The 23398-nt window shown below is 66.5% G+C and carries 21 protein-coding genes; 18 read left to right on the forward strand and 3 right to left on the reverse strand.

Annotation, left to right across the window (positions count from 1 at the left end):
• The first annotated feature begins 15 nt into the window (after nt 1-15).
• The 7 genes from OHZ10_RS03080 to OHZ10_RS03110 all read left to right on the forward strand — a co-directional run bounded on the left by OHZ10_RS03080 (nt 16) and on the right by OHZ10_RS03110 (nt 7527).
• Nucleotides 16-684: a MotA/TolQ/ExbB proton channel family protein gene (locus OHZ10_RS03080; protein WP_174993271.1), complete on the forward strand. Its 669-nt coding sequence runs from the start codon at nt 16-18 to the stop codon at nt 682-684.
• A 24-nt stretch (nt 685-708) separates the two neighbouring features.
• Nucleotides 709-1167, forward strand: a complete 459-nt coding sequence (locus OHZ10_RS03085) for an ExbD/TolR family protein (protein ID WP_059236163.1) — start codon at nt 709-711, stop codon at nt 1165-1167.
• Nucleotides 1168-1348: 181 nt separating this feature from the next.
• On the forward strand, nt 1349-3943 hold the full coding sequence (gene leuS, locus OHZ10_RS03090; protein WP_342703585.1) for a leucine--tRNA ligase: 2595 nt from the start codon (nt 1349-1351) through the stop codon (nt 3941-3943).
• A gap of 37 nt (nt 3944-3980) precedes the next feature.
• The gene (gene lptE, locus OHZ10_RS03095; RefSeq protein ID WP_340623792.1) at nt 3981-4532 is read left to right on the forward strand and encodes an LPS assembly lipoprotein LptE; all 552 of its coding nucleotides are present in this window, start codon (nt 3981-3983) and stop codon (nt 4530-4532) included.
• A gap of 18 nt (nt 4533-4550) precedes the next feature.
• A complete protein-coding gene (holA, locus tag OHZ10_RS03100) occupies nt 4551-5645 on the forward strand; it encodes a DNA polymerase III subunit delta (RefSeq protein ID WP_059236156.1) in 1095 nt (364 codons plus the stop codon).
• Between the two features lie 168 nt (nt 5646-5813).
• Nucleotides 5814-7085 (forward strand): glutamate-5-semialdehyde dehydrogenase, encoded by a 1272-nt coding sequence (locus tag OHZ10_RS03105; RefSeq protein WP_059236909.1) that lies wholly within the window; start codon nt 5814-5816, stop codon nt 7083-7085.
• Nucleotides 7086-7104: 19 nt separating this feature from the next.
• Nucleotides 7105-7527, forward strand: a complete 423-nt coding sequence (locus tag OHZ10_RS03110; protein ID WP_128841871.1) for a CopD family protein — start codon at nt 7105-7107, stop codon at nt 7525-7527.
• 119 nt (nt 7528-7646) lie between these two features.
• Here OHZ10_RS03110 and OHZ10_RS03115 read toward each other — a convergent pair whose 3' ends face one another.
• Nucleotides 7647-8495, reverse strand: a complete 849-nt coding sequence (locus OHZ10_RS03115) for a MurR/RpiR family transcriptional regulator (RefSeq protein WP_059236154.1) — start codon at nt 8493-8495, stop codon at nt 7647-7649.
• 293 nt (nt 8496-8788) lie between these two features.
• On the opposite strand from OHZ10_RS03115, the gene edd reads away from it, so the two are divergent.
• The 4 genes from edd to OHZ10_RS03135 all read left to right on the forward strand — a co-directional run bounded on the left by edd (nt 8789) and on the right by OHZ10_RS03135 (nt 13389).
• Nucleotides 8789-10645: a phosphogluconate dehydratase gene (gene edd / locus OHZ10_RS03120; RefSeq protein ID WP_342703587.1), complete on the forward strand. Its 1857-nt coding sequence runs from the start codon at nt 8789-8791 to the stop codon at nt 10643-10645.
• A 19-nt stretch (nt 10646-10664) separates the two neighbouring features.
• On the forward strand, nt 10665-11291 hold the full coding sequence (gene eda, locus OHZ10_RS03125) for a bifunctional 4-hydroxy-2-oxoglutarate aldolase/2-dehydro-3-deoxy-phosphogluconate aldolase (RefSeq protein WP_059236150.1): 627 nt from the start codon (nt 10665-10667) through the stop codon (nt 11289-11291).
• A gap of 219 nt (nt 11292-11510) precedes the next feature.
• Nucleotides 11511-12872 carry a GntP family permease gene (locus tag OHZ10_RS03130; protein ID WP_059236147.1) on the forward strand — a complete coding sequence of 454 codons (1362 nt, stop codon included), beginning with the start codon at nt 11511-11513 and terminating at the stop codon, nt 12870-12872.
• A 13-nt stretch (nt 12873-12885) separates the two neighbouring features.
• Complete coding sequence (locus tag OHZ10_RS03135) at nt 12886-13389, forward strand: gluconokinase (protein ID WP_059236145.1); 504 nt, start codon at nt 12886-12888, stop codon at nt 13387-13389.
• A 74-nt stretch (nt 13390-13463) separates the two neighbouring features.
• On the opposite strand, the gene OHZ10_RS03140 is transcribed toward OHZ10_RS03135, so the two are convergent.
• A complete protein-coding gene (locus tag OHZ10_RS03140) occupies nt 13464-14111 on the reverse strand; it encodes a TetR/AcrR family transcriptional regulator (protein ID WP_256085557.1) in 648 nt (215 codons plus the stop codon).
• 276 nt (nt 14112-14387) lie between these two features.
• Here OHZ10_RS03140 and OHZ10_RS03145 point away from each other — a divergent pair, with 276 nt between their 5' ends.
• Complete coding sequence (locus OHZ10_RS03145) at nt 14388-15809, forward strand: FAD-dependent oxidoreductase (RefSeq protein ID WP_342703590.1); 1422 nt, start codon at nt 14388-14390, stop codon at nt 15807-15809.
• A gap of 83 nt (nt 15810-15892) precedes the next feature.
• Here OHZ10_RS03145 and purB read toward each other — a convergent pair whose 3' ends face one another.
• The gene (gene purB / locus OHZ10_RS03150; protein ID WP_059236139.1) at nt 15893-17281 is read right to left on the reverse strand and encodes an adenylosuccinate lyase; all 1389 of its coding nucleotides are present in this window, start codon (nt 17279-17281) and stop codon (nt 15893-15895) included.
• A 231-nt stretch (nt 17282-17512) separates the two neighbouring features.
• Between purB and OHZ10_RS03155 the strand changes: the two genes are divergently transcribed.
• The 6 genes from OHZ10_RS03155 (at nt 17513) to OHZ10_RS03180 (ending at nt 23372) form a co-directional block, all read left to right on the forward strand.
• Nucleotides 17513-18466 carry a LysR substrate-binding domain-containing protein gene (locus OHZ10_RS03155; protein WP_059236137.1) on the forward strand — a complete coding sequence of 318 codons (954 nt, stop codon included), beginning with the start codon at nt 17513-17515 and terminating at the stop codon, nt 18464-18466.
• 282 nt (nt 18467-18748) lie between these two features.
• Complete coding sequence (locus tag OHZ10_RS03160; protein WP_059236135.1) at nt 18749-20035, forward strand: Glu/Leu/Phe/Val family dehydrogenase; 1287 nt, start codon at nt 18749-18751, stop codon at nt 20033-20035.
• 219 nt (nt 20036-20254) lie between these two features.
• On the forward strand, nt 20255-21148 hold the full coding sequence (locus OHZ10_RS03165) for a glutamate/aspartate ABC transporter substrate-binding protein (RefSeq protein WP_059236133.1): 894 nt from the start codon (nt 20255-20257) through the stop codon (nt 21146-21148).
• An 84-nt stretch (nt 21149-21232) separates the two neighbouring features.
• Complete coding sequence (locus OHZ10_RS03170) at nt 21233-21973, forward strand: amino acid ABC transporter permease (protein ID WP_342703592.1); 741 nt, start codon at nt 21233-21235, stop codon at nt 21971-21973.
• The gene (gene gltK / locus OHZ10_RS03175) at nt 21973-22650 is read left to right on the forward strand and encodes a glutamate/aspartate ABC transporter permease GltK (protein ID WP_011350948.1); all 678 of its coding nucleotides are present in this window, start codon (nt 21973-21975) and stop codon (nt 22648-22650) included. Before OHZ10_RS03170 ends, gltK begins: the two co-directional genes overlap by 1 nt.
• Nucleotides 22647-23372 (forward strand): amino acid ABC transporter ATP-binding protein, encoded by a 726-nt coding sequence (locus OHZ10_RS03180; protein ID WP_059236129.1) that lies wholly within the window; start codon nt 22647-22649, stop codon nt 23370-23372. The genes gltK and OHZ10_RS03180 overlap by 4 nt, the downstream gene beginning before the upstream one ends.
• Nucleotides 23373-23398: the final 26 nt, after the last annotated feature.

A 23398-nucleotide genomic window follows, 5' to 3' on the forward strand; every position in this document is an offset into this window, starting at 1 on the left:
CACGGGGAAACTCCGATGGCGATACCCACCGGCGTTGTCCACTACCTCGAAAGCGGCGATGCGATCACGCATGCGGTCGCCTATGTCCTGCTGGCGATGTCCGTCGCCAGCTGGTGCTTCCTCTTCATGAAAGCCTGGCTCCTGGTCCGCGCGAAGCGGCAGGGGCCGCGTGCGCTCGCCGCGTTCTGGCGCGCGCCGTCGCTCGACGCGGGCATTGCCGCGCTCGCCGGCGCCGATCGCGAGCGCGTGTTCGTGCCGCTCGCCGAAGCCGCACGCGACGCTGCCGACGATCACGACCCGGCCGCGCTGGCCGCGCGCGTCGAGCGCAGCGAACGCGTGCTGCGCGCGCTGCGTCACGCGATGCTGCGCTCGCAGCGGCGTCTCGAATTCGGCCAGGTGCTGCTCGCGTCGATCGGCAGCACCGCGCCGTTCGTCGGGCTGCTCGGCACCGTGTGGGGCATCTACCACGCGCTCGGCAGCATCGCCGCGAGCGGGCAGGCGCAGATCGAGAACGTCGCGGGGCCGGTCGGCGAGGCGCTGATCATGACCGCGTTCGGGCTCGTCGTCGCGATTCCCGCGGTGCTGGCCTACAACATCCTCGGGCGGCTCGTCCGGCAGCTCGCCGAGGAACTCGACGGTTTCGCGCGCGACCTGCACGTGTTCGTGTGCGCAGAGGGCGCCTGACGGACGGGCCCGGGAGAAACGACCATGGCATTCGGTGGGCTCGAGCACCACAAGACGTCCGCGCCGATGGCGGAGATCAACATGACGCCGCTGATCGACGTGATGCTCGTGCTGCTCGTCATCTTCATCATCACCGCGCCGCTGATGACGCACGCGATCCGGCTCGACCTGCCGAAGGTCGCCGCGAGCGTCGCGCGCGACACGCCGCAATCCGTCACTTTGTCGATCGACGACGCGGGCAAGCTGTACTGGGACGATGCACCCGTGGCGCTCGACGCGCTGCCCGCGCGCTTCCGGGCTGCTGCCGCGGGCGCCGCGCCGCCCGAGCTGCGGCTGCGCGCATCGCGCGCGACGCGCTACGACGTGATCGCGCAGGTGATGGGGGCCGCGCAGGCCGCGGGCCTCACGCGGATCGGTTTCGTGACCGACATGCCGCCGCAGGCGGGCGCCGCCGCGCCGGCTGCCGCCGCGGCAAGACCCTGACACGCCGTCGTTGCGGGCCCCGGCCCGCGAGACCGGCCGTGCGAGCCCGCACGGGCGGTATAATCGACGTTTTCCCCGGCGCGGGAACAGCCAGCCTGTTCCCGCGCCGGGCGAGCACGATTTTCGATCCAATCCTGCGCGCGAGCCGTCGCGCCGCTTAAAGCCTAGCCCGAACCACACCATGCACGAGAGATACGTACCCGCCGACGTCGAAGCCGCCGCCCAGGGCGACTGGCGCGCAGCCGATGCCTACAAGACGCAGGAAGATTCGCAGAAGCCGAAGTTCTACTGCGTGTCGATGCTGCCCTACCCGTCCGGCAAGCTGCACATGGGTCACGTGCGCAACTACACGATCAACGACGTGATGTACCGCTATCTGCGGATGAACGGCTACAACACGCTGATGCCGATGGGCTGGGATGCATTCGGGATGCCGGCCGAGAACGCCGCGATGGCGAACGGCGTGCCGCCCGCGAAGTGGACCTACGACAACATCGACTACATGAAGGGCCAGATGCAGTCGATGGGCCTCGCGATCGACTGGTCGCGCGAGATCGCGACGTGCAAGCCCGACTACTACAAGTGGAACCAGTGGCTGTTCCTGAAGATGCTCGAGAAGGGCATCGCGTACAAGAAGACGGGCACCGTGAACTGGGACCCGGTCGACCAGACCGTGCTCGCGAACGAGCAGGTGATCGACGGTCGCGGCTGGCGCTCGGGCGCACTCGTCGAGAAGCGCGAGATCCCGATGTACTACCTGCGGATCACGCAGTATGCGGATGAGCTGCTGAACGACCTCGACGGCCTCGGCTGGCCGGAGCGCGTGAAGATCATGCAGCAGAACTGGATCGGCAAGAGCTTCGGCGTGAACTTCGGCTTCCCGTACGAGCTCGACGGCGAGCAGAAGCTGCTGCGCGTGTTCACGACGCGCGCCGACACGATCATGGGCGTCACGTTCTGCGCGATCGCGGCCGAGCATCCGCTCGCCACGCGCCTCGCCCAGGACAAGCCCGAGCTGCTTGCGTTCATCGACGAATGCAAGCGTGGCGGCGTCGCCGAAGCCGATGTCGCGACGATGGAAAAGAAGGGCGTCGCGACGGGCTTTTCGGTCAAGCACCCGCTGACCGGCGAGCCGGTCGAGGTGTGGATCGGCAACTACGTGCTGATGAGCTATGGCGAAGGCGCGGTGATGGGCGTGCCGGGCCACGACGAGCGCGACTTCGCATTCGCGAAGAAGTACGACCTGCCGATCAAGCAGGTGATCTCGTCCGAAGGTCAGGCGTACTCGCTCGACGCATGGCAGGAATGGTACGGCGACAAGGAAACCGCGGTCTGCGTGAACAGCGGCAAGTACGACGGCCTGCGCTACGCGGAAGCGGTCGATGCGGTCGCGGCCGACCTGAACGCCGGCGGTTTCGGCGACAAGCAGGTCACGTGGCGCCTGCGCGACTGGGGCGTATCGCGCCAGCGCTACTGGGGTACGCCGATCCCGATCATCCACTGCCCGTCGTGCGGCGACGTGCCGGTGCCGGAGCAGGACCTGCCGGTCGTGCTGCCGGAAGACCTCGTGCCGGACGGCTCGGGCAACCCGCTCGCGAAGTCGGAAGCATTCGTGAACTGCGTATGCCCGAAGTGCGGCGCGGCCGCGAAGCGTGAAACCGACACGATGGACACGTTCGTCGACTCGTCGTGGTACTTCTCGCGCTACACGGCGCCGGACGCCGACACGATGGTCGACGCGCGCACCGATTACTGGATGCCGATGGATCAATACATCGGCGGCATCGAGCACGCGATCCTGCACCTGCTGTATTCGCGCTTCTGGACCAAGGTGATGCGCGACCTCGGCCTCGTGAAGTTCGGCGAGCCGGCGAAGAACCTGCTCACGCAGGGGATGGTGCTGAACGAAACGTTCTACCGCGAAGACGCATCGGGCAAGAAGACCTGGTACAACCCGGTCGACGTGACGGTCACGCACGACGACAAGGGCCGCCCGGTCGGCGCGACGCTGAACGCGGACGGCCAGCCGGTCGTGCTCGGCGGCATCGAGAAGATGTCGAAGTCGAAGAACAACGGCGTCGATCCGCAGGTGCTGATCGACCTGTACGGCGCCGACACCGCGCGCCTGTTCACGATGTTCGCGGCGCCGCCCGAGCAGCAGCTCGAGTGGTCGGGCGCGGGCGTCGAGGGCGCGAGCCGCTTCCTGCGCCGCGTGTGGAGCTTCGGCTATGGCAACCGCGAAGCGCTTGCCGTTCGTGCGGGCTTCGATGCCGCTGCGCTCGGCGAAGCCGACAAGGCACTGCGCCGCGAGATCTACAGCGTGCTGAAGCAGGCCGATTTCGACTACCAGCGCCTGCAGTACAACACGGTCGTGTCGGCCGCGATGAAGATGCTGAACGCGATCGACGGCGCGAAGGGCGCGACGCCCGGCGTGCTGCGCGAGGCGTACGGCGTGCTGCTGCGCGTGCTGTACCCGGTCGTGCCGCACGTCACGTTCGAACTGTGGAAGGCGCTCGGCTACGCGGACGAATTCGGCCCGCTGCTCGATGCGCCGTGGCCGAAGGTCGACGAGGCCGCGCTCGAGCAGGCCGAGATCGAACTCGTGCTGCAGGTGAACGGCAAGGTGCGCGGCGCGCTGAAGGTCGCCAAGGACGCGAGCCGCGAGGCGATCGAAGCCGCGGCGGTGGCCGACGAAGCGTTCGCGAAGTTCAGCGACGGCAAGCCGGCGAAGAAGATCGTCGTCGTGCCGGGCCGCCTCGTGAACATCGTCGTCTGACGGCCGCGGCCGTCGGACGTACCCAGAAGGAGCGAAGGTGATCCGCAGATCGTTTTTGATGCTCGCCGGCAGCGCGGTCATGCTGTCGGCATGCGGCTTCCAGTTGCGCGGCCAGCAGGACTACGCGTTCAAGCACCTGATGGTGGCCGGCGCGCCGGCACCCGTCGAGGCGCGGCTCACGCGTCTCGTCGAGGCCGGCAGCGACACGAAGATCGTCAAGTCGGCGGACGACGCCGACGCCGTGCTGACCATGTGGGAATCGCGTGGCCAGAACACGTTGACGCTCAACAAGTATGGTTCCGCGCAGGAATACGCGCTCTTCTACACGCTGCGCTACACGCTGGCGAGCAAGGACGGCACCGTGCTGATTCCGCCGAGCGTGATCGCGCTGAACCGCGCGATGACGTACAGCGACCAGTACACGAACGCGAAGTCGCAGGAAGCCGACATCCTGTTCGGCGACATGCAGAACGACGCGGTCGACCAGCTGATGCGGCGTCTCGCGATCGTCCACTCGCTGACGCCGGCGCCCGAGGACGTGGTGCCGGGCGTTGCGCCGCGCGCACCGCTGCCGCCGCCGCCGCTCTGATCGACGGCGCACGTATCGATGCAATTGCGACTTGATGCACTGGAGCCGCACCTCGCGAAGGGGTTGGCCGGGCTCTATACCGTCTACGGCGACGAGCCGCTGCTCGCGCAGGAAGCGTGCGACCGCATTCGTGCGGCCGCGCGTGCGGCCGGCTTCACCGAGCGTTCGGTGCATACGGTCGAGCGCGGCTTCGACTGGAGCGTGCTGCTCGGCGCGACCCAGGCGATGTCGCTGTTCGGCGAGCGCCAGCTGATCGAGCTGCGCATTCCGTCGGGCAAGCCCGGCAAGGAAGGCGCCGACGCGCTGAAGACGCTCGCGGCCACGCCCAATCCCGACGCGCTGATGCTCGTCACGTTGCCGCGTCTCGATGCGGCCACGCAGAAATCCGCATGGTTTACCGCGCTGCAGAACGGCGGCGTCGCGCTGAAGATCGATCCGGTCGACCGTGCGCAGCTGCCGAACTGGATCGGCCAGCGTCTCGCGATGCAGGGCCAGCGTGCCGCGCCCGGCGACGACGGGCGGCGCGCGCTGCAGTTCATCGCGGAGCGCGTCGAAGGCAACCTGCTTGCCGCACACCAGGAAATCCAGAAGCTCGGGTTGTTGTATCCGCAAGGTGCGCTGTCGTTCGAGCAGGTGCACGACGCGGTGCTGAACGTCGCGCGCTACGACGTGTTCAAGCTGAACGAAGCGATGCTCGCCGGCGACGCCGCGCGGCTCGCGCGGATGATCGACGGGCTGAAGGGCGAGGGCGAGGCAATCGTGCTCGTGATGTGGGCCGTCGTCGAGGAATTGCGCACGCTGTTGCGGATCAAGCGCGGCGCGACGGCCGGCAAGCCGCTGGCGACGCTGCTGCGCGAGAACCGCGTGTGGGGGCCGCGCGAGCGGTTGATCGGTCCCGCACTGAACCGCGTATCGGAAGCCGCGCTCGAGAAAGCGCTCGCGTTTGCCGCGAAGCTCGACCGGCAGGTTAAGGGGCTCACGGCCGTCGCGCCGGGCCGCCGCACGCAGGACGAACCGCCGCCCGATCCGTGGGACGGGCTGTTCCAGCTCGCGATGACGGTCGCGGGGGCGCGCGGCGAGCGACCGCCGACCGCGGGTCGCGTGCGACGCTAAGTCCCGTCCGGGCCTTCAGCGCGCAGTGCGCAACCCGCTTACAATGTCTCGATAGCTGGCGCGGCTTCTCGGCCGCTGCTTTGCCGGATGGCTGTCCCGCGGATGGCCGCCCCACGCTTCCCCCACGAATTCATGCCGCTCCACGCGGCGCGCTTCTCGAGTCACACGATGGATATCGATCAGTACATGACCGACCTGGGCCGTCGCGCCCGGCACGCTTCCCGCGCGATGGCGCGCGCCAGCACGGCCGCGAAGAACGCGGCGCTCGACGCGGTGGCCCGCGCGATCGAACGCGACGCGCAGGTGCTGAAGGACGCGAATGCACGCGACGTCGCCCGTGCCCGCGAAAAGGGGCTCGATGCGGCGTTCGTCGACCGCCTGACGCTGTCGGACAAGGCGCTGAAGACGATGGTCGAAGGGCTGCGCCAGGTCGCGTCGCTGGCCGATCCGATCGGCGAGATCGGCAACCTCAAGTTCCGCCCGAGCGGGATCCAGGTCGGCCAGATGCGTGTGCCGCTCGGCGTGATCGGCATCATCTACGAATCGCGCCCGAACGTGACCATCGACGCGGCTGCGCTGTGCCTGAAGTCGGGCAACGCGACGATCCTGCGCGGCGGCTCCGAAGCGCTCGAATCGAATGCGGCGCTCGCGAAGCTGATCGGCGAAGGGCTCGAGGCGGCCGGCCTGCCGCAGGACGCGGTGCAGGTCGTCGCGACGGCCGATCGCGCGGCGGTCGGCAAGCTGATCACGATGACCGAATTCGTCGACGTGATCGTGCCGCGCGGCGGCAAGAGCCTGATCGAACGCCTGATCAACGAGGCGCGCGTGCCGATGATCAAGCACCTCGACGGCATTTGCCACGTGTACGTCGACGATCGCGCCGATCTCGCCAAGGCGCTGACTGTGTGCGACAACGCGAAGACGCACCGCTACGGCACCTGCAACACGATGGAGACGCTGCTCGTGTCGAGCGGCATCGCGGCCGCGCTGCTGCCGCCGCTCGGCAAGCTGTATCGCGACAAGCAGGTCGAACTGCGCGTCGATGCGGCTGCGCGCGCGGTGCTCGCCGATGCGGGCGTCGGCCCGCTCGTCGATGCGACCGAGGAAGACTGGCACACCGAGTATCTCGCGCCGGTGCTCGCGATCAAGGTCGTCGACGGCCTCGACGCCGCGATCGAGCACATCAACCATTACGGCTCGCATCACACGGATGCGATCGTCACCGAGGATCACGACCGCGCGATGCGTTTCCTGCGCGAAGTCGATTCGGCGAGCGTGATGGTCAATGCGTCGACGCGTTTCGCGGACGGCTTCGAATTCGGCCTCGGCGCGGAAATCGGCATCTCGAACGACAAGCTGCACGCACGCGGCCCCGTCGGCCTGGAAGGGCTGACGTCGCTGAAGTACGTCGTGCTCGGACACGGCGAAGGCCGCCAGTAACCAGCGAGGCGCACCACCAATGGCAATGCTCTGGGTCAAGACGTTCCATGTCGTTCTGATCGCCGCGTGGTTCGCGGGGCTCTTCTACCTGCCGCGCATCTACGTGAACCTGGCCATGGAGACCGATCCGGCCGCGGTGCGGCGCCTGCTGCTGATGGCGCGCAAGCTGTTCCGCTTCATGACGATGATCGCGGTGCCGGCGCTGGCTTGCGGGCTGTGGCTGTGGCTCGTGATCGGCATCGGGCAGGGGCAGGGCTGGATCCATGCGAAGGTGACGGTCGTGCTGTTGCTCGTCATCTACCACGCGTACTGCGGGCATCTGCTGCGGGTGTTCGAGCGCGGCGAGAACCGCCGCACCGACAAGTGGTATCGCGTGTTCAACGAGCTGCCGGTGCTCGGCATGCTCGCGGCGGTCGCGCTGGTCGTGATCAAGCCGTTCTGAGCGGCGCGGCCGGCCACGCACGGCCGGCGGGCGCGTACCGCTTCGAATCATGCAAAACGGCGCCCCGAGGGGCGCCGTTGTTCGTTTACACGCTGTGCCGTTTCGCGCGCGATCCCGGTTCAATCCTTCGTGCCGTCGTCGATCCGGCGCCGCGTGATCGCTTCCTTCGCACGGCCGACCCGCTCCATCAGCGCGGGGCCGCGCGACAGCGCGACGCCGACCGCGAGGATGTCGCCGATCGCGAGATGCGACATGCGTGACGTCATCGGCGAGAACACGTCCGTTTCCTCGGCGACGTTCGACGCGAGGCTGACGGTCGCGAGCTTCGCGAGCGGCGAATGGCTTTGCGTGATCGCGACGACTTTCGCGCCGCACGCGAGCGCGGAGCGCGCGGCGTCGACGATGTCGCGCGTGCGGCCCGTGTTCGAGATTGCGACGACGACGTCGTGCGGCCCGAGCAGCGCCGACGACATCGAGAACGTGTGCGGATCCGAGTACGCGACGCTCGGCACGCCGAGCCGGAAGAACTTGTGCTGGATGTCCTGCGCGGCGATACCCGAGCCGCCGGCGCCGTAGAACTCGATCCGCGACGCATTCGACAGCAGCGCGATCGCGTCGGCGACGCTGCCCGCGGACAGGCTGTTGCGCACTTCGATCAGCGCGCCGATCGTGCGGTCGAACACCTTGCCGATGATGCCGGGCGCCGGCTCGTCGGGCTCGACGTCGCGGTACACCGACGACACGCCCGGCGCGACGCTCTGCGCGAGCCGGATCTTGAATTCGCGAAAGCCGCTGCAGCCGAGCGCCTGGCAGAAGCGCGCGATCGTCGGCTGGCTGACGCCCGCGCGCGTCGACAGCTCGGTCATGGCGAGGTCGAGCACCTCGCGCGGTGCGGCGAGGATGTAGTCGGCGAGCTTGCGCTCGGACGGGCGCAGGTCGGCGCGGATCGCTTCAATGCGAGGCAGCATGGGACGGCATGTGGAAATCGGGTTCGGATGAGCGAGTGTATCGCAATCGAATTGTAGAAAATCTACATGAAAATACTAGCGTTGTTTCGAGGTGTTCGACGTCAAGGCGGGGTGAGTGATTAGGGTTTTCACTAGGTAAAGCCTTGCTGGTGGCGGGAATAAGGGTTGCGCGCCCATCAACCCGCATTGCGCGCTTGTAGTTTTTCTACTAGACTGGCTTCGTTCAGTCGAAGCACTCGACGGTCCCCACGATTCCAACCGCCGGTGTCGGCCGGCATACAGGAGCGCCCAGCATGACGTCGCTGCACCCCACTCTGGCGAAGGTCACCGAACGCGTGATCGCCCGCAGCCAATCGACCCGTTCCGCCTATCTGCAGCGCATCGACGGCGCACAGGGCAAGTTCCCGGCACGCGGCGCGCTGTCGTGCGCGAACCTCGCGCATGGCTTCGCGGGCCTCGAGGGTAACGACAAGTTCTCGATCAAGGCAATCCGCGAGCCGAACATCGGCATCGTGTCCTCGTACAACGAGATGCTGTCCGCGCATGCGCCGTACAAGGATTTCCCCGAGATCATCAAGGCGGCCGCGCGCGAGAACGGCGGCGTCGCGCAGTTCGCGGGCGGCGTGCCGGCGATGTGCGACGGTGTCACGCAGGGCAACCCGGGGATGGAGCTGTCGCTGTTCTCGCGCGAAGCGATCGCGATGGGCACGGCGATTGCGCTCACACACAACATGTTCGACGCGGCGCTCTGCCTCGGCATCTGCGACAAGATCGTGCCGGGCCTCCTGATCGGCGCGCTGCAGTTCGGCCATTTGCCGACCATCTTCGTGCCGGCCGGCCCGATGACGAGCGGCCTGTCGAACGACGACAAGGCGAAGATCCGCCAGCAGTTCGCGACCGGCCAGGTCGGCCGCGACGCGCTGCTCGAAGCCGAATCGGCCGCATATCACGGCCACGGCACCTGCACGTTCTACGGCACCGCGAACAGCAACCAGATGCTGATGGAGCTGATGGGGCTGCACCTGCCGGGCTCCGCATTCGTTCATCCGCACACGCCGCTGCGTACCGCGCTGACCGCCGAGGCCGCGCGCCGCGTGCTCGACCTGACGGTCGAGCGCGGCCACTACACGCCGATCGGCCATGTGATCGACGAGAAGGCGATCGTCAACGGGATCGTCGCGCTGCTCGCGACGGGCGGCTCGACCAACCACACGCTGCACCTTGTCGCGATCGCGCGCGCGGCCGGCATCCTGATCGACTGGAACGACTTCGACGAACTGTCGGCCGTCGTGCCGCTGCTCGCGAAGATCTACCCGAACGGCAAGGCCGACGTGAACCACTTCCACGCGGCGGGCGGCGTCGCGTTCCTGGTGCGCAACCTGCTCGAGGGCGGGCTGCTGCACGAGGACGTGACGACGGTTGCCGGCAAGGGTCTCACGCACTACACGAAGGAGCCGAAGCTGATCGACGGCAGGCTGACGTGGGTCGACGGCACGGCCGAGAGCCACGACACGAAAGTGCTGCGCGGCATCCGCGACCCGTTCCAGCCGGACGGCGGCCTGCGCCTGATGCAGGGCCGGCTCGGCCGCGGCGTGATCAAGATTTCGGCGGTCGCACCCGAGCACCGCAAGGTGACGGCGCCCGCGATCGTGTTCGATTCGCAGGAAGCCGTGCAGGAAGCCTTCGATCGCGGCGAGCTGAAGCGCGATTTCGTCGCGGTCGTGCGCTTCCAGGGCGCGCGCGCGAACGGGATGCCCGAGCTGCACCGTTTGACGCCGCTGCTCGGCGTACTGCAGGATCAGGGCTTCCACGTCGCGCTGGTCACCGACGGCCGCATGTCCGGCGCGTCGGGCAAGGTGCCGGCCGTGATCCACGTGTCGCCGGAGGCGCTGCTGGCCGGCCCGCTCGGCAAGGTGAAGACGGGCGACACGCTCGTGATCGACGCGGAAGCCGGCGTGCTCGACATCGAGGTCGACGACGCCGAGTGGCACGCGCGCCCGGTCGCGCAGCCGCTGCACCAGGCCGAGAACGAAGTCGGTTTCGGGCGCGAACTGTTCGGCGTGTTCCGCGCGGCCGCGGCGCCGGCCGAGCAGGGCGCATCGGTTTTCGGGACGCTGGTCGGCGAAACGGCCGCCCACGTCGCCGCATGAATTTCAAGGAGCCAATTCAATGAAGACGATTGCTGAAATCGTGAAGCTGGGCCCGGTCATTCCGGTGCTCGCATTCGACTCGGTCGAGCAGGGTGAAAACGTGTCGCGCGCGTTGCACGCGGGCGGCGTGAAGGTACTCGAGATCACGCTGCGCACGCCGGCCGGCCTGGAAGCGATCCAGCGCGCGAGCCAGCTCGCGGACGACATCGTCGTCGGCGTCGGCACGATCACGAAGCCCGAGCACTGCGCGCAGGCGAAGCGCGCGGGCGCGAAGTTCGGCGTGTCGCCGGGCCTGACGAAGGAGCTGCACCTCGCGTCGCTCGACGCGGGCCTGCCGCTGCTGCCGGGCGTGATGACGCCGAGCGACATCATCCAGGCGCTCGAATTCGGCTACGAGATCGTGAAGTTCTTCCCCGCGCAGCAGGCGGGCGGCGTGCCGATGCTGCAGGCGTTCCACGGCCCGTTCCCGGCGCTGAAGTTCTGCCCGACGGGCGGCATCACCGTCGAAACCGCGCCGAACTTCCTGAAACTGCCGAACGTCGTGTGCGTTGGCGGCTCGTGGCTCACGCCGAAGGCCGCGCTCGCCGCGCAGGACTGGGCCGAAGTCACGCGCCTCGCGCAAGCCGCGAGCCAGTTGCCCCGCTGATGCTTGTATGAAATGAAGGATCGACCCTCGGTGACAAGCGCTTAGTGCTTGTTTTACCGAGGGTTTTTGCTGATGGAACCGGTTCTATCCGCAGGCCGCAAAGATAAGTAAAATTCAGCGTCCTGACGGGGTGGGTACCCCCCGTGTTTCGGAGACCTGCATAGCCGGGCATACTCGCAACAACTCGCCCGGTTCGAACAATTCTAGGAGGAGTGCCACATGGGGGCTGTTCAAGGCAGCATGCTGCTCGTATTCACGCTGATCGCGATTGCCGCGCTGATCCTGATGATCGCGCGCTACAAGATCTACCCGTTCCTGGTGCTGATCATCGTGTCGCTCGGCCTCGGTCTCGTCGTCGGCATGCCGATGGACAAGATCGTCAAGTCGTTCGAGGCGGGCACCGGTGGCACGCTCGGCCACATTGCGATCGTCGTCGGCCTCGGCACGATGCTCGGCAAGATGATGGCCGAATCGGGCGGCGCCGAACGGATCGCGACCACGCTGATCGACTGGTTCGGTGAAAAGAACATCCACTGGGCGATGATGTTCGTCGCGATCATCGTCGGCCTGCCGGTGTTCTTCGAAGTCGGCTTCGTGCTGCTGATCCCGATCGCGTTCAACGTCGCGAAGCGCACCGGCAAGTCGCTGCTCGTCGTCGGCCTGCCGATGGTGGCCGGCCTGTCCGTCGTGCACGGGCTGATCCCGCCGCACCCGGCCGCGCTGCTCGCCGTTCAGCAATACGGCGCCGATATCGGCAAGACGATCGCGTTCGGCCTGCTCGTCGGCGTGCCGACCGCGATCATCGCGGGCCCGCTGTTCGCGCTGACGATCTCGAAGTTCGTGAAGCTGCCGGAAAACAACCCGCTGGCGTCGCAATTCGTCGATTCGCACGCGGACGGCCGCAAGCGCGAACTGCCGAGCTTCGGCATCACGCTGTTCACGATCCTGCTGCCCGTCGTGCTGATGCTCGTCGGCAGCTGGGCCGACCTGCTGTTCACGCCGAAGTCGCTGCCGAACAACCTGCTGCGCTTCGCCGGCAACTCGGACGTCGCGCTGCTGATCGCCGTGCTCGTGAGCTTCTTCACGTTCGGCAAGCTGCAGGGCTTCAACCGCGACCAGATCCAGAAGTTCTGCAGCGAGTGCCTGGCACCGATCGCCGGGATCACGCTGATCGTCGGCGCGGGCGGCGGCTTCGGCGGCGTCCTGCGCGACAGCGGGATCTCGCAGCAGATCGTCGAGACCGCGAAGCACGCGCACCTGTCGCCGCTGCTGCTCGGCTGGTTCGTCGCGGCGCTGATGCGTCTCGCGACGGGTTCGGCGACGGTCGCGATGACGACGGCCTGCGGCATCGTCGCACCGATCGCCGCGGCGGCCGGCACGACGGTCAGCCCGGAGCTGCTGGTGCTCGCCACGGGCTCGGGCTCGCTGATCTTCTCGCACGTGAACGACGGCGGCTTCTGGCTGATCAAGGAATACTTCGGGATGACGGTCGGTCAGACGTTCAAGACCTGGTCGCTGCTTGAAACCATCATCTCGGTGCTCGGTCTCAGTTTCACGTTGCTGCTGAGCATGGTTCTGTAACAAGGGGTAGTCAATGATTCTGATCGCAATGGGCGTGTCGGGCGCGGGCAAGTCGCGAATCGGCGAAATGCTGGCGGAACGCCTGTCATGCACCTATACCGACGGCGACGCGTTTCACAGCGCGGCGAACAAGGAAAAGATGCATCAAGGCATTCCGCTGACCGACGACGACCGCTGGCCGTGGCTGCGCACGATCCGCGCGGCCATCGAGGAAAAGCAGCGTGCCGGCGAGACGGCCGTGTTCACGTGCTCGTCGCTGAAGCGGTCGTACCGCGACGTGCTGCGCGGCACCGACACCGACGTGCGGTTCGTGTATCTGAAGGGCTCGTTCGAGGTGTTGCACGAGCGCCTGAAGAGCCGCACCGGCCATTTCTTCGATCCGTCGCTGCTGAAGAGCCAGCTCGACACGCTCGAGGAGCCGGGCCCGGACGAAGCGATCGAGGTCAGCATCGAGCTGACGCCCGAGCAGATCGTCGATCAGGTCATGCTGAAGATCGGCATCGCGCAGCAGCCCTGAGCTGCGGTTCGCGGCAATCGTCATGAAAAAGGCGCCCCTCGGGGCGCCTTTTTCGTTGGCGGCGAGCGCGTCGGTCAGGCCGCATGCGCGCGCCGTGCGATGCCGTCGAGCAGCACGTCGAGCATCGTGTCGTGCACGGCCGCCGGGTCGAGCTGCGCATAGAGCGGGGCGGCCGACTTGACGAGCGGATGCTCGGCGTCGGACAGCGCGTTCATCTCCGCGAGCTCGACGTCGTTGGCCGCGCGCGTAAGACCGCCGGCCTCGGCGGCGGCCAGGCCGATCACGCTCGCATACCAGCCGACGCACACCGACGGCAGCGCCGCGCGCGGGATGCCGGCATCGGTCAGCGCGCGATGCACGGCCTCGATATGCGCGAGATCGGCCGGCCCCGTGCTCATGTGTCGCTGCAACAGCGCAAACGCGGCAGGGTAGCGCAGCGCGAGCGCGCGGTACTGGCGCGCGAGATCGCGCAGCCGCTCGCGCCACGGCTGTGCGGGATCGACCGGCACGAGCGAGCGCGACAGCGCGTTCGCGATCGCGCGGCTCAGGCCTTCCTTCGACTTGAAGTGATACAGCACGCTCATCGGGTCGCAGCCGACCGATTGCGCGAGCTTGCGCACGCTGAACGCGGCTTCGCCGACGTCTTCGAGCAGCGCGAGCGCGGCCGCGACGATCGCGTCCTTGTCGAGGCCGCGCGGGCCCTGGGCGGGTTTGTCTTTCATCGAGGCGGGCTGGCATGCCGGCGCGGTGCCGGCTGTAAACTTGACGAAAGCTTATTCTACACTGTAGAATTATTTCTGCGGTGTAGAAATTGGGTGTCCCGGCACCTTTCAATACGTGCTTTCGCACAGTCCGGGATCCAGGCGGCACGAGCGTGCCCGCCGTCAACACGGGCCATTGCGCCCTTTATCTCGTTGACACCCATGTGGAACCGGCTGCCCCACCCGCGAAGCCAGAAGGCTCTTCGACAGGCGGCCCAAGACCATGCAAGTGCAATCATGACTTTCAACCATCAACCCCTGATCCAGGGCGAATCGCGTTTCGAGCAAACGCAACTGAACATCGAAAAAGACAACTGGAACTGGTGCGACCCGGCCCGCTACGACGGCGAGCGCCCGGCGAACTGGTACGAGGCGTCGCTGTCGCGCCACGCGAACGGCGCGCCGCTCGCGCACGACGTCGTATGCGACGTGCTCGTGATCGGCGCGGGGCTGCTTGGCGCATCGGCCGCGCTGCATCTCGCGGAAGCGGGCGTCGACACGATTCTCGTCGACAAGCATCACGTCGGCTCGGCCGCGTCCGGCCGCAACGGCGGGCAACTGACGCCCGGCCTCGCGCGCTGGGAAGCGGCCGACATGATCGACCACCTGTCGCACGACGATGCGAAGCGGCTGTGGCGCTTCGCATCGGCCGAGTCGATGGACCTGATCGATGCGATCGGCGCGCGCTACGCGCTCGAACTCGACCGCAAGCGCGGCCACGTCACGGCGGCCGTTCACCCGGGCCACATGAGTGCGCTGCTCGACGGCGCGGATGCGCGCCGCCATCTCGGCGACGCGGGCGTGACGCTCGTCGGCCGCCATCAGCTGCACGACGAATACGTGCGCTCGGGGCTTTACCACGGTGCGGCGATCGACGCGATCGGCGGGCAGATCCATCCGCTCGCGCTGGTGCGCGGCCTCGTGCACGGCTTCCGGCTGAATGGCGGCGCGCTGTTCGAGGGCACCGAGGTGCTCGAGCTCGACGAGACGCCGGCGGGCGTCGTCGCGACGACGCCGGGCGGCACGATCACCGCGCGCAAGGGTGTCGTGCTCGCGCTGCACAACGCGACGTTCCGGCTGCTCGACGACGGCGCGGCGACGACCGTGCCGTTCTTCACGTACGTGAGCGTGACGGCGCCGCTCGACGTCGATGTCGCAACGCTGATGCCGGCCGGCATGCCCGTGTACGACACGCAGTTCCAGATCGACTACTACCGGCCGGTGCGCGGCAACCGGCTGCTGTTCGGCGGGCAGGGCACCGGTACCTGCTGGGCGCAGCCCGACGTCAACGCGTATCTGCTGACGCGGCTGAACACGGTGTTTCCGCAGGCCGACGGCAGCTTCGCGCTCGACTACTGCTGGAGCGGCGTCAGCGATTTCACGCTGAACGGCGCCACCGATAGCCGCAAGACCGACGGCCGCGTGCCGATGTACATGGTGCAGGGCTGGAGCGGCCACGGCGTCGCGCAGACGGTGCGGATCGGCAAGGCGATCTGCGACGATTTCGTCGGCCGCAACGACGATTTCTCGATGCTCACGGGCATCGATCACCGTGCGATTCCGCTCGGCCGGCAGTTGTCGCCGATCGCGATTCCCGCCGCGAAGGCCGCGATGAGCGTGATGAGCGCGCTGAACCCGGGGCGGATGATCTCGTTCTGACTGGCTGCGGCCTGCGGCAGCCAACAAAAAAGCCCGATGCGATTGCTCGCATCGGGCTTTTTCTCGTCTGGAGACGGCGGCGCTTACGCGATCCGCTTCGCGAGTTCGACGGCCTTGCCGATGTACGACGCGGGCGTCATCGCGAGCAGCAGATCCTTCGCGTCCTGCGGGATCGCGAGCGTGCCGACGAATTCCTGCAGCGCTTCGCGCGTGATGCCCTTGCCGCGCGTCAGTTCCTTCAGCTGCTCGTACGGATTCTCGATGCCGAACCGGCGCATCACCGTCTGCACCGGCTCGGCCAGCACTTCCCAGCAGTTGTCGAGATCTTCGTTCAGGCGCTGCGGGTTCACTTCGAGCTTGTCGAGGCCGCGGATCAGCGAGTCGTACGCGAGCAGCGAGTAGCCGAGCGCGACGCCCATGTTGCGCAGCACCGTCGAGTCGGTCAGGTCACGCTGCCAGCGCGACACCGGCAGCTTGTCGGCGAGGTGGCGCAGCGTCGCGTTTGCGAGGCCCAGGTTGCCTTCCGAGTTCTCGAAGTCGATCGGATTGACCTTGTGCGGCATCGTCGACGAGCCGATTTCGCCGGCCTTCGTCTTCTGCTTGAAGTAGCCGACCGAGATGTAGCCCCACACGTCGCGGTCGAGGTCGAGCAGGATCGTGTTCGCACGCGCCACGGCATCGAACAGCTCGGCCATGTAGTCGTGCGGCTCGATCTGGATCGTGTACGGGTTGAACGCGAGCTTCAGGCGGTTTTCGATCACGTCGCGCGAGAACGCTTCCCAGTCGAATTCCGGATACGCGGACAGGTGCGCGTTGAAGTTGCCGACCGCGCCGTTCATCTTGCCGAGGATCTCGACCTTCTCGATACGGGTGATCGCACGCGCGAGACGTGCGGCGACGTTCGCGAGTTCCTTGCCGAGCGTCGTCGGGCTGGCCGGCTGGCCGTGCGTGCGCGACAGCATCGGCTGCTCGGCGTGCGCGTGCGCGAGGGCGACGAGGCGCTGGTAGACCGTGCGCAGCGCCGGCAGGATCACGTGTTCGCGCGCGCCGGCGAGCATCATCCCGTGCGACGTGTTGTTGATGTCCTCGGACGTGCACGCGAAGTGGATGAATTCGCTGGCCTTCTCGAGTTCGGCCTGGCCCTTCACCGATTCCTTCAGCCAGTATTCGACGGCCTTCACGTCGTGGTTCGTCACGCGCTCGATTTCCTTGATGCGGGCGGCGTCGTGCGCGGTGAAGCGCTCGGCGAGCTGCAGCAGGAACTGCTCGGACGCATCGGAGAAGCGCGGGACTTCCGCGAAGCCGGCGCGCGACAGCGCGATCAGCCAGTGCACCTCGACGGTGACGCGGTGGCGCATGAAGGCGGCTTCGGAGAGCCAGTCGCGCAGCGCTTCGGTCTTGCTGGCGTAGCGGCCGTCGATGGGCGAGAGCGCGGTGAGGGCGAAAAGCGTATCGGGACGAGTGTCGGACATGATCGGGCGGGCCTTGGGGCCGGGTCGAGCGAGGGGAGGAGAATCCGGCATTTTACCATTGGCGCGCGACGATCCCGGGGACCGGCGGCCGGCCGCCGTTGCCGCGTGCCGCCGCCGCGCCGGCGCGGGTTCGCCGCGGGCTTGCCGGGCCGTGCGCGCTGCCGCCGGCCGGGCCCGCCCGCCGGTAGAATGCAGGCTTCTTCCCGACCGCCGCCCGCCGCGCCCGCCTGCATGGAACTGAAATGGCTCGAAGACTTCGTCTCGCTCGCGGAAACGCGCAGCTTTAGCCGGTCCGCCGAGCTGCGGCACGTGTCGCAGCCCGCGTTTTCGCGGCGGATCCAGGCGCTCGAGGCATGGCTCGCGACCGAACTGATCGATCGTTCGGTCTATCCGACGCGGCTCACGCAGGCCGGCCAGATCTTCTACGAACAGGCGCTGACGATGCTGTCGCAGGCGCACGAGGCACGCACGCTGCTGCGCGGCCACGTCGGCGCGCCGGTGCCGACGATCGAGTTCGCGGTGCCGCACACGCTGTCGCTCACGTATTTTCCGCGCTGGCTGCAGCGGATCGAGGCGAAGATGGGCCCGGTCCACACGCGGCTGCGCGCGCTGAACGTGCACGACGCGGTGCTGTCGCTCGTCGAGGGCGGCTGCGATCTCGTGATGGGCTATCACCACCCGAGCCACCCCGTCGCGCTCGACCCGGCGCGCTACGACATGCTGATCCTCGGCAGCGAGCCGATCAGCCCGTTCTCGGCGCCCGGCCGTGCGGGCCGCCCGCGCTATACGCTGCCGGGCGCGGCCGACGCGCGCGTGCCGTACCTGTCGTACACGCCGAACGCGTATCTCGGCCGGATGACCGAAGTCATCATCGCGAACGCGCCGACGCGGCTGTTCCTCGATCGCGTCTACGAAACCGACATGGCCGAAGGGCTGAAGGCGATGGCGCTCGCGGGCCACGGCGTCGCGTTCCTGCCGCACAGCGCGGTCGAGGATGCGGTTGCGGGCGGCCGGCTGATCCGGCTCGACCGGTCGGTGCGCGGCGGCGCGCATCCGTTCACGCTGACGATGGAAATCCGGCTGTACTGCGACAAGCTCGCGCTGCAGGGCGACGATCCGCGCCAGAAGCTCGTGCGTGCGCTGTGGGACGTGGTGCGCGACGAACTGCGCGACCCCGCGAATTAACCGCCGGCGGTTAATTTACCGCGGCCGGTCGGGCCCGGGCGGCTGACGGCGGGCTTGCAGCGCCTGTCGGACGCCTGTCCGGCGGCCCGCCCGCACCCATTCCGTGCGATTTTTCCCGGGCGCGATGCACGGCCGATCGCGGGCGTTCTTGCGCAAATCGACCGCAGATTTGCGAAAAATCGCGATCATGCAAGAAACGCATAATCGAATAAGCAAACGGCATTGGATAAAAAAAACGGGTTTTTCGACAATGTGCGCACTTCGTTGAACGTTGGAGCATCCATGTCTTCGCAACAGCAGTCCATCCCGTCCTACCTGCACGCCGACGATCTCGGCCCGTGGGGCAACTACCTTCAGCAGGTCGATCGCGTCGCGCCGTACCTCGGTTCGCTGTCGCGCTGGCTCGAAACGCTGAAGCGCCCGAAGCGCATCCTGATCGTCGACTGCCCCATCGAGCTCGACAACGGTACCGTCGCGCACTTCGAAGGCTATCGCGTGCAGCACAACGTGTCGCGCGGCCCGGGCAAGGGCGGCGTGCGCTACCACCAGGACGTGACGCTGTCGGAAGTGATGGCGCTGTCGGCATGGATGTCCGTGAAGAACGCAGCAGTGAACGTGCCGTACGGCGGTGCGAAGGGCGGCATCCGCGTCGACCCGCGCAAGCTGTCGCGTGGTGAGCTCGAGCGCGTGACGCGCCGCTACACCAGCGAAATCGGCATCATCATCGGCCCGAACACCGACATTCCGGCGCCGGACGTCAACACCAACGAACAGGTGATGGCGTGGATGATGGACACGTACTCGATGAACCAGGGCCAGACGTCGACCGGCGTCGTGACCGGCAAGCCGATCGCGCTCGGCGGTTCGCTCGGCCGCAAGGAAGCAACGGGCCGCGGCGTGTTCGTCGTCGGCTCCGAAGCGGCGAAGAAGAAGGGCCTGGAAATCGAAGGCGCGCGCATCGCGGTGCAGGGCTTCGGCAACGTCGGCGGCATCGCGGCGAAGCTGTTCCAGGAAGCGGGCGCGAAGGTGATCGCGGTGCAGGATCACACGGGCACGATCTACCAGCCGGCCGGCCTCGATTCGAACCAGCTGCTCGACCACGTGGCACGCACGGGCGGCGTCGCGGGCTTCGAAGGCGCTGAACCGATGCCGAACGACGAGTTCTGGACGGTCGAGACCGACATCCTGATCCCGGCGGCACTGGAAAACCAGATCACCGAGAAGAACGCAGCGAAGATCCGCACGAAGATCATCGTCGAAGGCGCGAACGGCCCGACGACGACGGCGGCGGACGACATCCTGAGCGCGAACGGCGTGCTCGTGATCCCCGACGTGATCGCGAACGCAGGTGGCGTGACCGTGTCGTACTTCGAGTGGGTGCAGGATTTCTCGAGCTTCTTCTGGACGGAAGACGAGATCAACCACCGTCTCGAGCGCGTGATGCGCGAAGCCTTCGCCGGTGTGTGGGCGGTCGCGGAAGAGCACAAGGTGACGGTGCGTACGGCGGCGTTCATCGTTGCGTGCAAACGCATCCTGATGGCGCGCGAAATGCGTGGCCTCTACCCCTGATCGTTGACTATGATCAATTCATGACGCAATCCACCCGATTGCGGATATGAACCCTCGCGGGCGGTGCCGGATCCGGCATCGCCCGCGCGCGCATTCGGGGCGCCTGGAGCCGGGAGGAAGGCTTCGTGCAGGGCGATTCGTAGTGCGGTAAACAACCAGTACTTTCAAAAATATTACTTTGATACACTGGCGCGGGTTTTAGCCAAGGAGATGACCAAAATGAAATACCACAAGGCAGTCCTGATGGTCGCGGCGCTTTGCGCGTTCGCAAGCGGCGCGCATGCTCAGGAGACGGGCACGCTGAAGAAGATCAAGGACACGGGCGTGATCGCGCTGGGCCACCGCGAATCGTCGATTCCGTTCTCCTACTATGACGAAAAGCAGCAGGTGGTTGGCTATTCGCGCGAATTCCAGATGAAGGTGGTCGACGCGGTGAAGAAGAAGCTGAACCTGCCGAACCTGCAGGTGAAGAACATCCCCGTCACGTCGCAAAACCGCATTCCGCTGGTGCAGAACGGCACGGTCGACATCGAGTGCGGCTCGACGACCAACAACGCCGAGCGCCAGCAGCAGGCTGCGTTCTCCGACACGATCTTCGTGATCGGCACGCGCCTGATGACGAAGAAGGATTCGGGCGTCAAGGATTTCGCCGACCTCAAGGGCAAGACGGTCGTGACGACTGCCGGCACGACGTCGGAGCGCCTGCTTCGCAAGATGAACAACGAGAAGCAACTGGGCATGAACATCATCAGCGCGAAGGATCACGGCGATTCCTTCAACACGCTGGAATCGGGCCGCGCGGTCGCGTTCATGATGGATGACGCACTGCTCGCGGGCGAGCGCGCGAAGGCGAAGCAGCCGGGCGAATGGGTGATCGTCGGCACGCCGCAATCGGAAGAGGCCTACGGCTGCATGATGCGCAAGGGCGACACCGACTTCAAGAAGCTCGTCGACGACGCGATCTCGCAAGTCGAGAAGTCGGGCGAAGCCGCGAAGATCTACGCGAAGTGGTTCGAGAACCCGATCCCGCCGAAGGGGCTGAACCTGAACTTCCCGCTGTCCGATTCGATGAAGAAGCTGTACGCGAACCCGAACGACAAGGCGCTCGACTGACCACACGGCCGTTGATGCAGAAATGACGCTAATGAGACGGAAGAGGCCACGCTTCTTCCGTCTCTTTTTGCTGGAGTCTTGCCCATGTCTTACCACTGGAACTGGGGCATCTTCCTGAGCCCCGTGTCGACCGGCGAGCCGACGACTTATTTCGGATGGCTGATGTCCGGCTTCTGGGCGACGATCGAAGTGTCGCTCGTCGCCTGGGTCATCGCGCTGATCGTCGGATCGCTGTTCGGCGTGCTGCGCACGGTGCCGAACAAATGGCTGTCCGCGCTCGGCACCCTGTACGTGTCGATCTTCCGGAACATTCCGCTGATCGTGCAGTTCTTCGTCTGGTATCTCGTGATACCCGAGCTGCTGCCCGCATCGATCGGCACCTGGATCAAGCAGTTGCCGCCGACCACGCAGTTCTTCACCGCGTCGATCATCTGTCTCGGCCTGTTCACGGGCGCGCGCGTGTGCGAACAGGTGCGCTCGGGGATCAACGCGCTGCCGAAGGGCCAGCGCGCGGCCGGCCTCGCGATGGGCTTCACGCAATGGCAGACGTATCGCTACGTGCTGCTGCCGGTTGCGTACCGGATCATCGTGCCGCCGCTCACGTCGGAATTCCTGAACATCTTCAAGAACTCCGCCGTCGCGTCGACGATCGGCCTGCTCGACCTGTCCGCGCAGGCGCGCCAGCTCGTCGACTACACCGCGCAGACCTATGAGTCGTTCATCGCGGTCACGCTCGCGTACGTGATCATCAACCTCGTCGTGATGTCGTTCATGCGCTGGATCGAAGGCCGCACGCGGCTGCCCGGCTATATCGGAGGCAAGTGATGCATCAGTTCGACTGGAGTAGTATTCCCGGCGCGCTGCCGACGCTGTGGACGGGGGCGGTCGTCACGTTCCAGATCACGCTGATCGCGATCGTGGTCGGGATCGTCTGGGGCACGCTGCTGGCGCTGATGCGGCTGTCGGGCGTCAAGCCGCTCGCGTGGTTCGCGCAGGGCTACGTGACGGTGTTCCGCTCGATTCCGCTCGTGATGGTGCTGCTGTGGTTCTTCCTGATCGTGCCGCAGCTGCTGCAGGGCGTGCTCGGGCTGTCGCCGACGATCGACATCCGCCTCGCCTCGGCGATGGTCGCGTTCTCGCTGTTCGAAGCCGCGTATTATTCCGAGATCATCCGCGCCGGCATCCAGGCGGTGCCGCGCGGGCAGGCGAACGCCGCGTTCGCGCTCGGCATGAACTACGCGCAGGCGATGCGCCTCGTGATCCTGCCGCAGGCGTTCCGGGCGATGGTGCCGCTGCTGCTCACGCAGGCGATCGTCCTGTTCCAGGATACGTCGCTCGTGTACGTGATCAGTCTCGCGGACTTCTTCCGCACGGCGGCCAACATCGGCGATCGCGACGGCACGACCGTCGAGATGGTCCTGTTCGCCGGCGCATGCTATTTCGTGATTTGCTCGTTGGCGTCTGCTCTCGTCAAGGGTCTCCAGAAAAAGGTCACAAGATGATTTCCATCAAGAACGTTTCGAAGTGGTACGGTCAGTTTCAGGTCCTCACCGAATGCACGACCGAGGTCAAGAAGGGTGAAGTGGTCGTCGTGTGCGGCCCGTCGGGCTCGGGCAAGTCGACGCTGATCAAGACCGTGAACGGCCTCGAGCCGTTCCAGCAGGGCGAGATCCTCGTGAACGGCCAGTCGGTCGGCGACAAGAAGACGAACCTGTCGAAGCTGCGCTCGAAGGTCGGGATGGTGTTCCAGCATTTCGAGCTGTTCCCGCACCTGTCGATCACCGAGAACCTGACGCTTGCGCAGGTCAAGGTGCTCGGCCGCGGCAAGGACGAAGCGAACGAGAAGGGCATGAAGCTGCTCGATCGCGTCGGCCTGAAGGCGCACGCGCACAAGTTTCCGGGCCAGTTGTCGGGCGGTCAGCAGCAGCGTGTCGCGATCGCGCGCGCGCTGTCGATGGACCCGATCGCGATGCTGTTCGACGAGCCGACGTCCGCGCTCGATCCCGAGATGATCAACGAAGTGCTCGACGTGATGGTCGAACTCGCGCAGGAAGGGATGACGATGATGGTCGTCACGCACGAGATGGGCTTCGCGAAGAAGGTCGCGCATCGCGTGATCTTCATGGACAAGGGCGCGATCGTCGAGGACGACCGCAAGGACGATTTCTTCTCGAATCCGAAATCGGAACGCGCGAAGGACTTCCTCGCGAAGATCCTGCACTGAGCGTGTGCGCGTTTTACGCGCGCCCA

Origin of the sequence: Burkholderia arboris, assembly GCF_038723655.1 — a bacterium.
GTDB classification, from domain to species: Bacteria; Pseudomonadota; Gammaproteobacteria; order Burkholderiales; family Burkholderiaceae; genus Burkholderia; species Burkholderia arboris.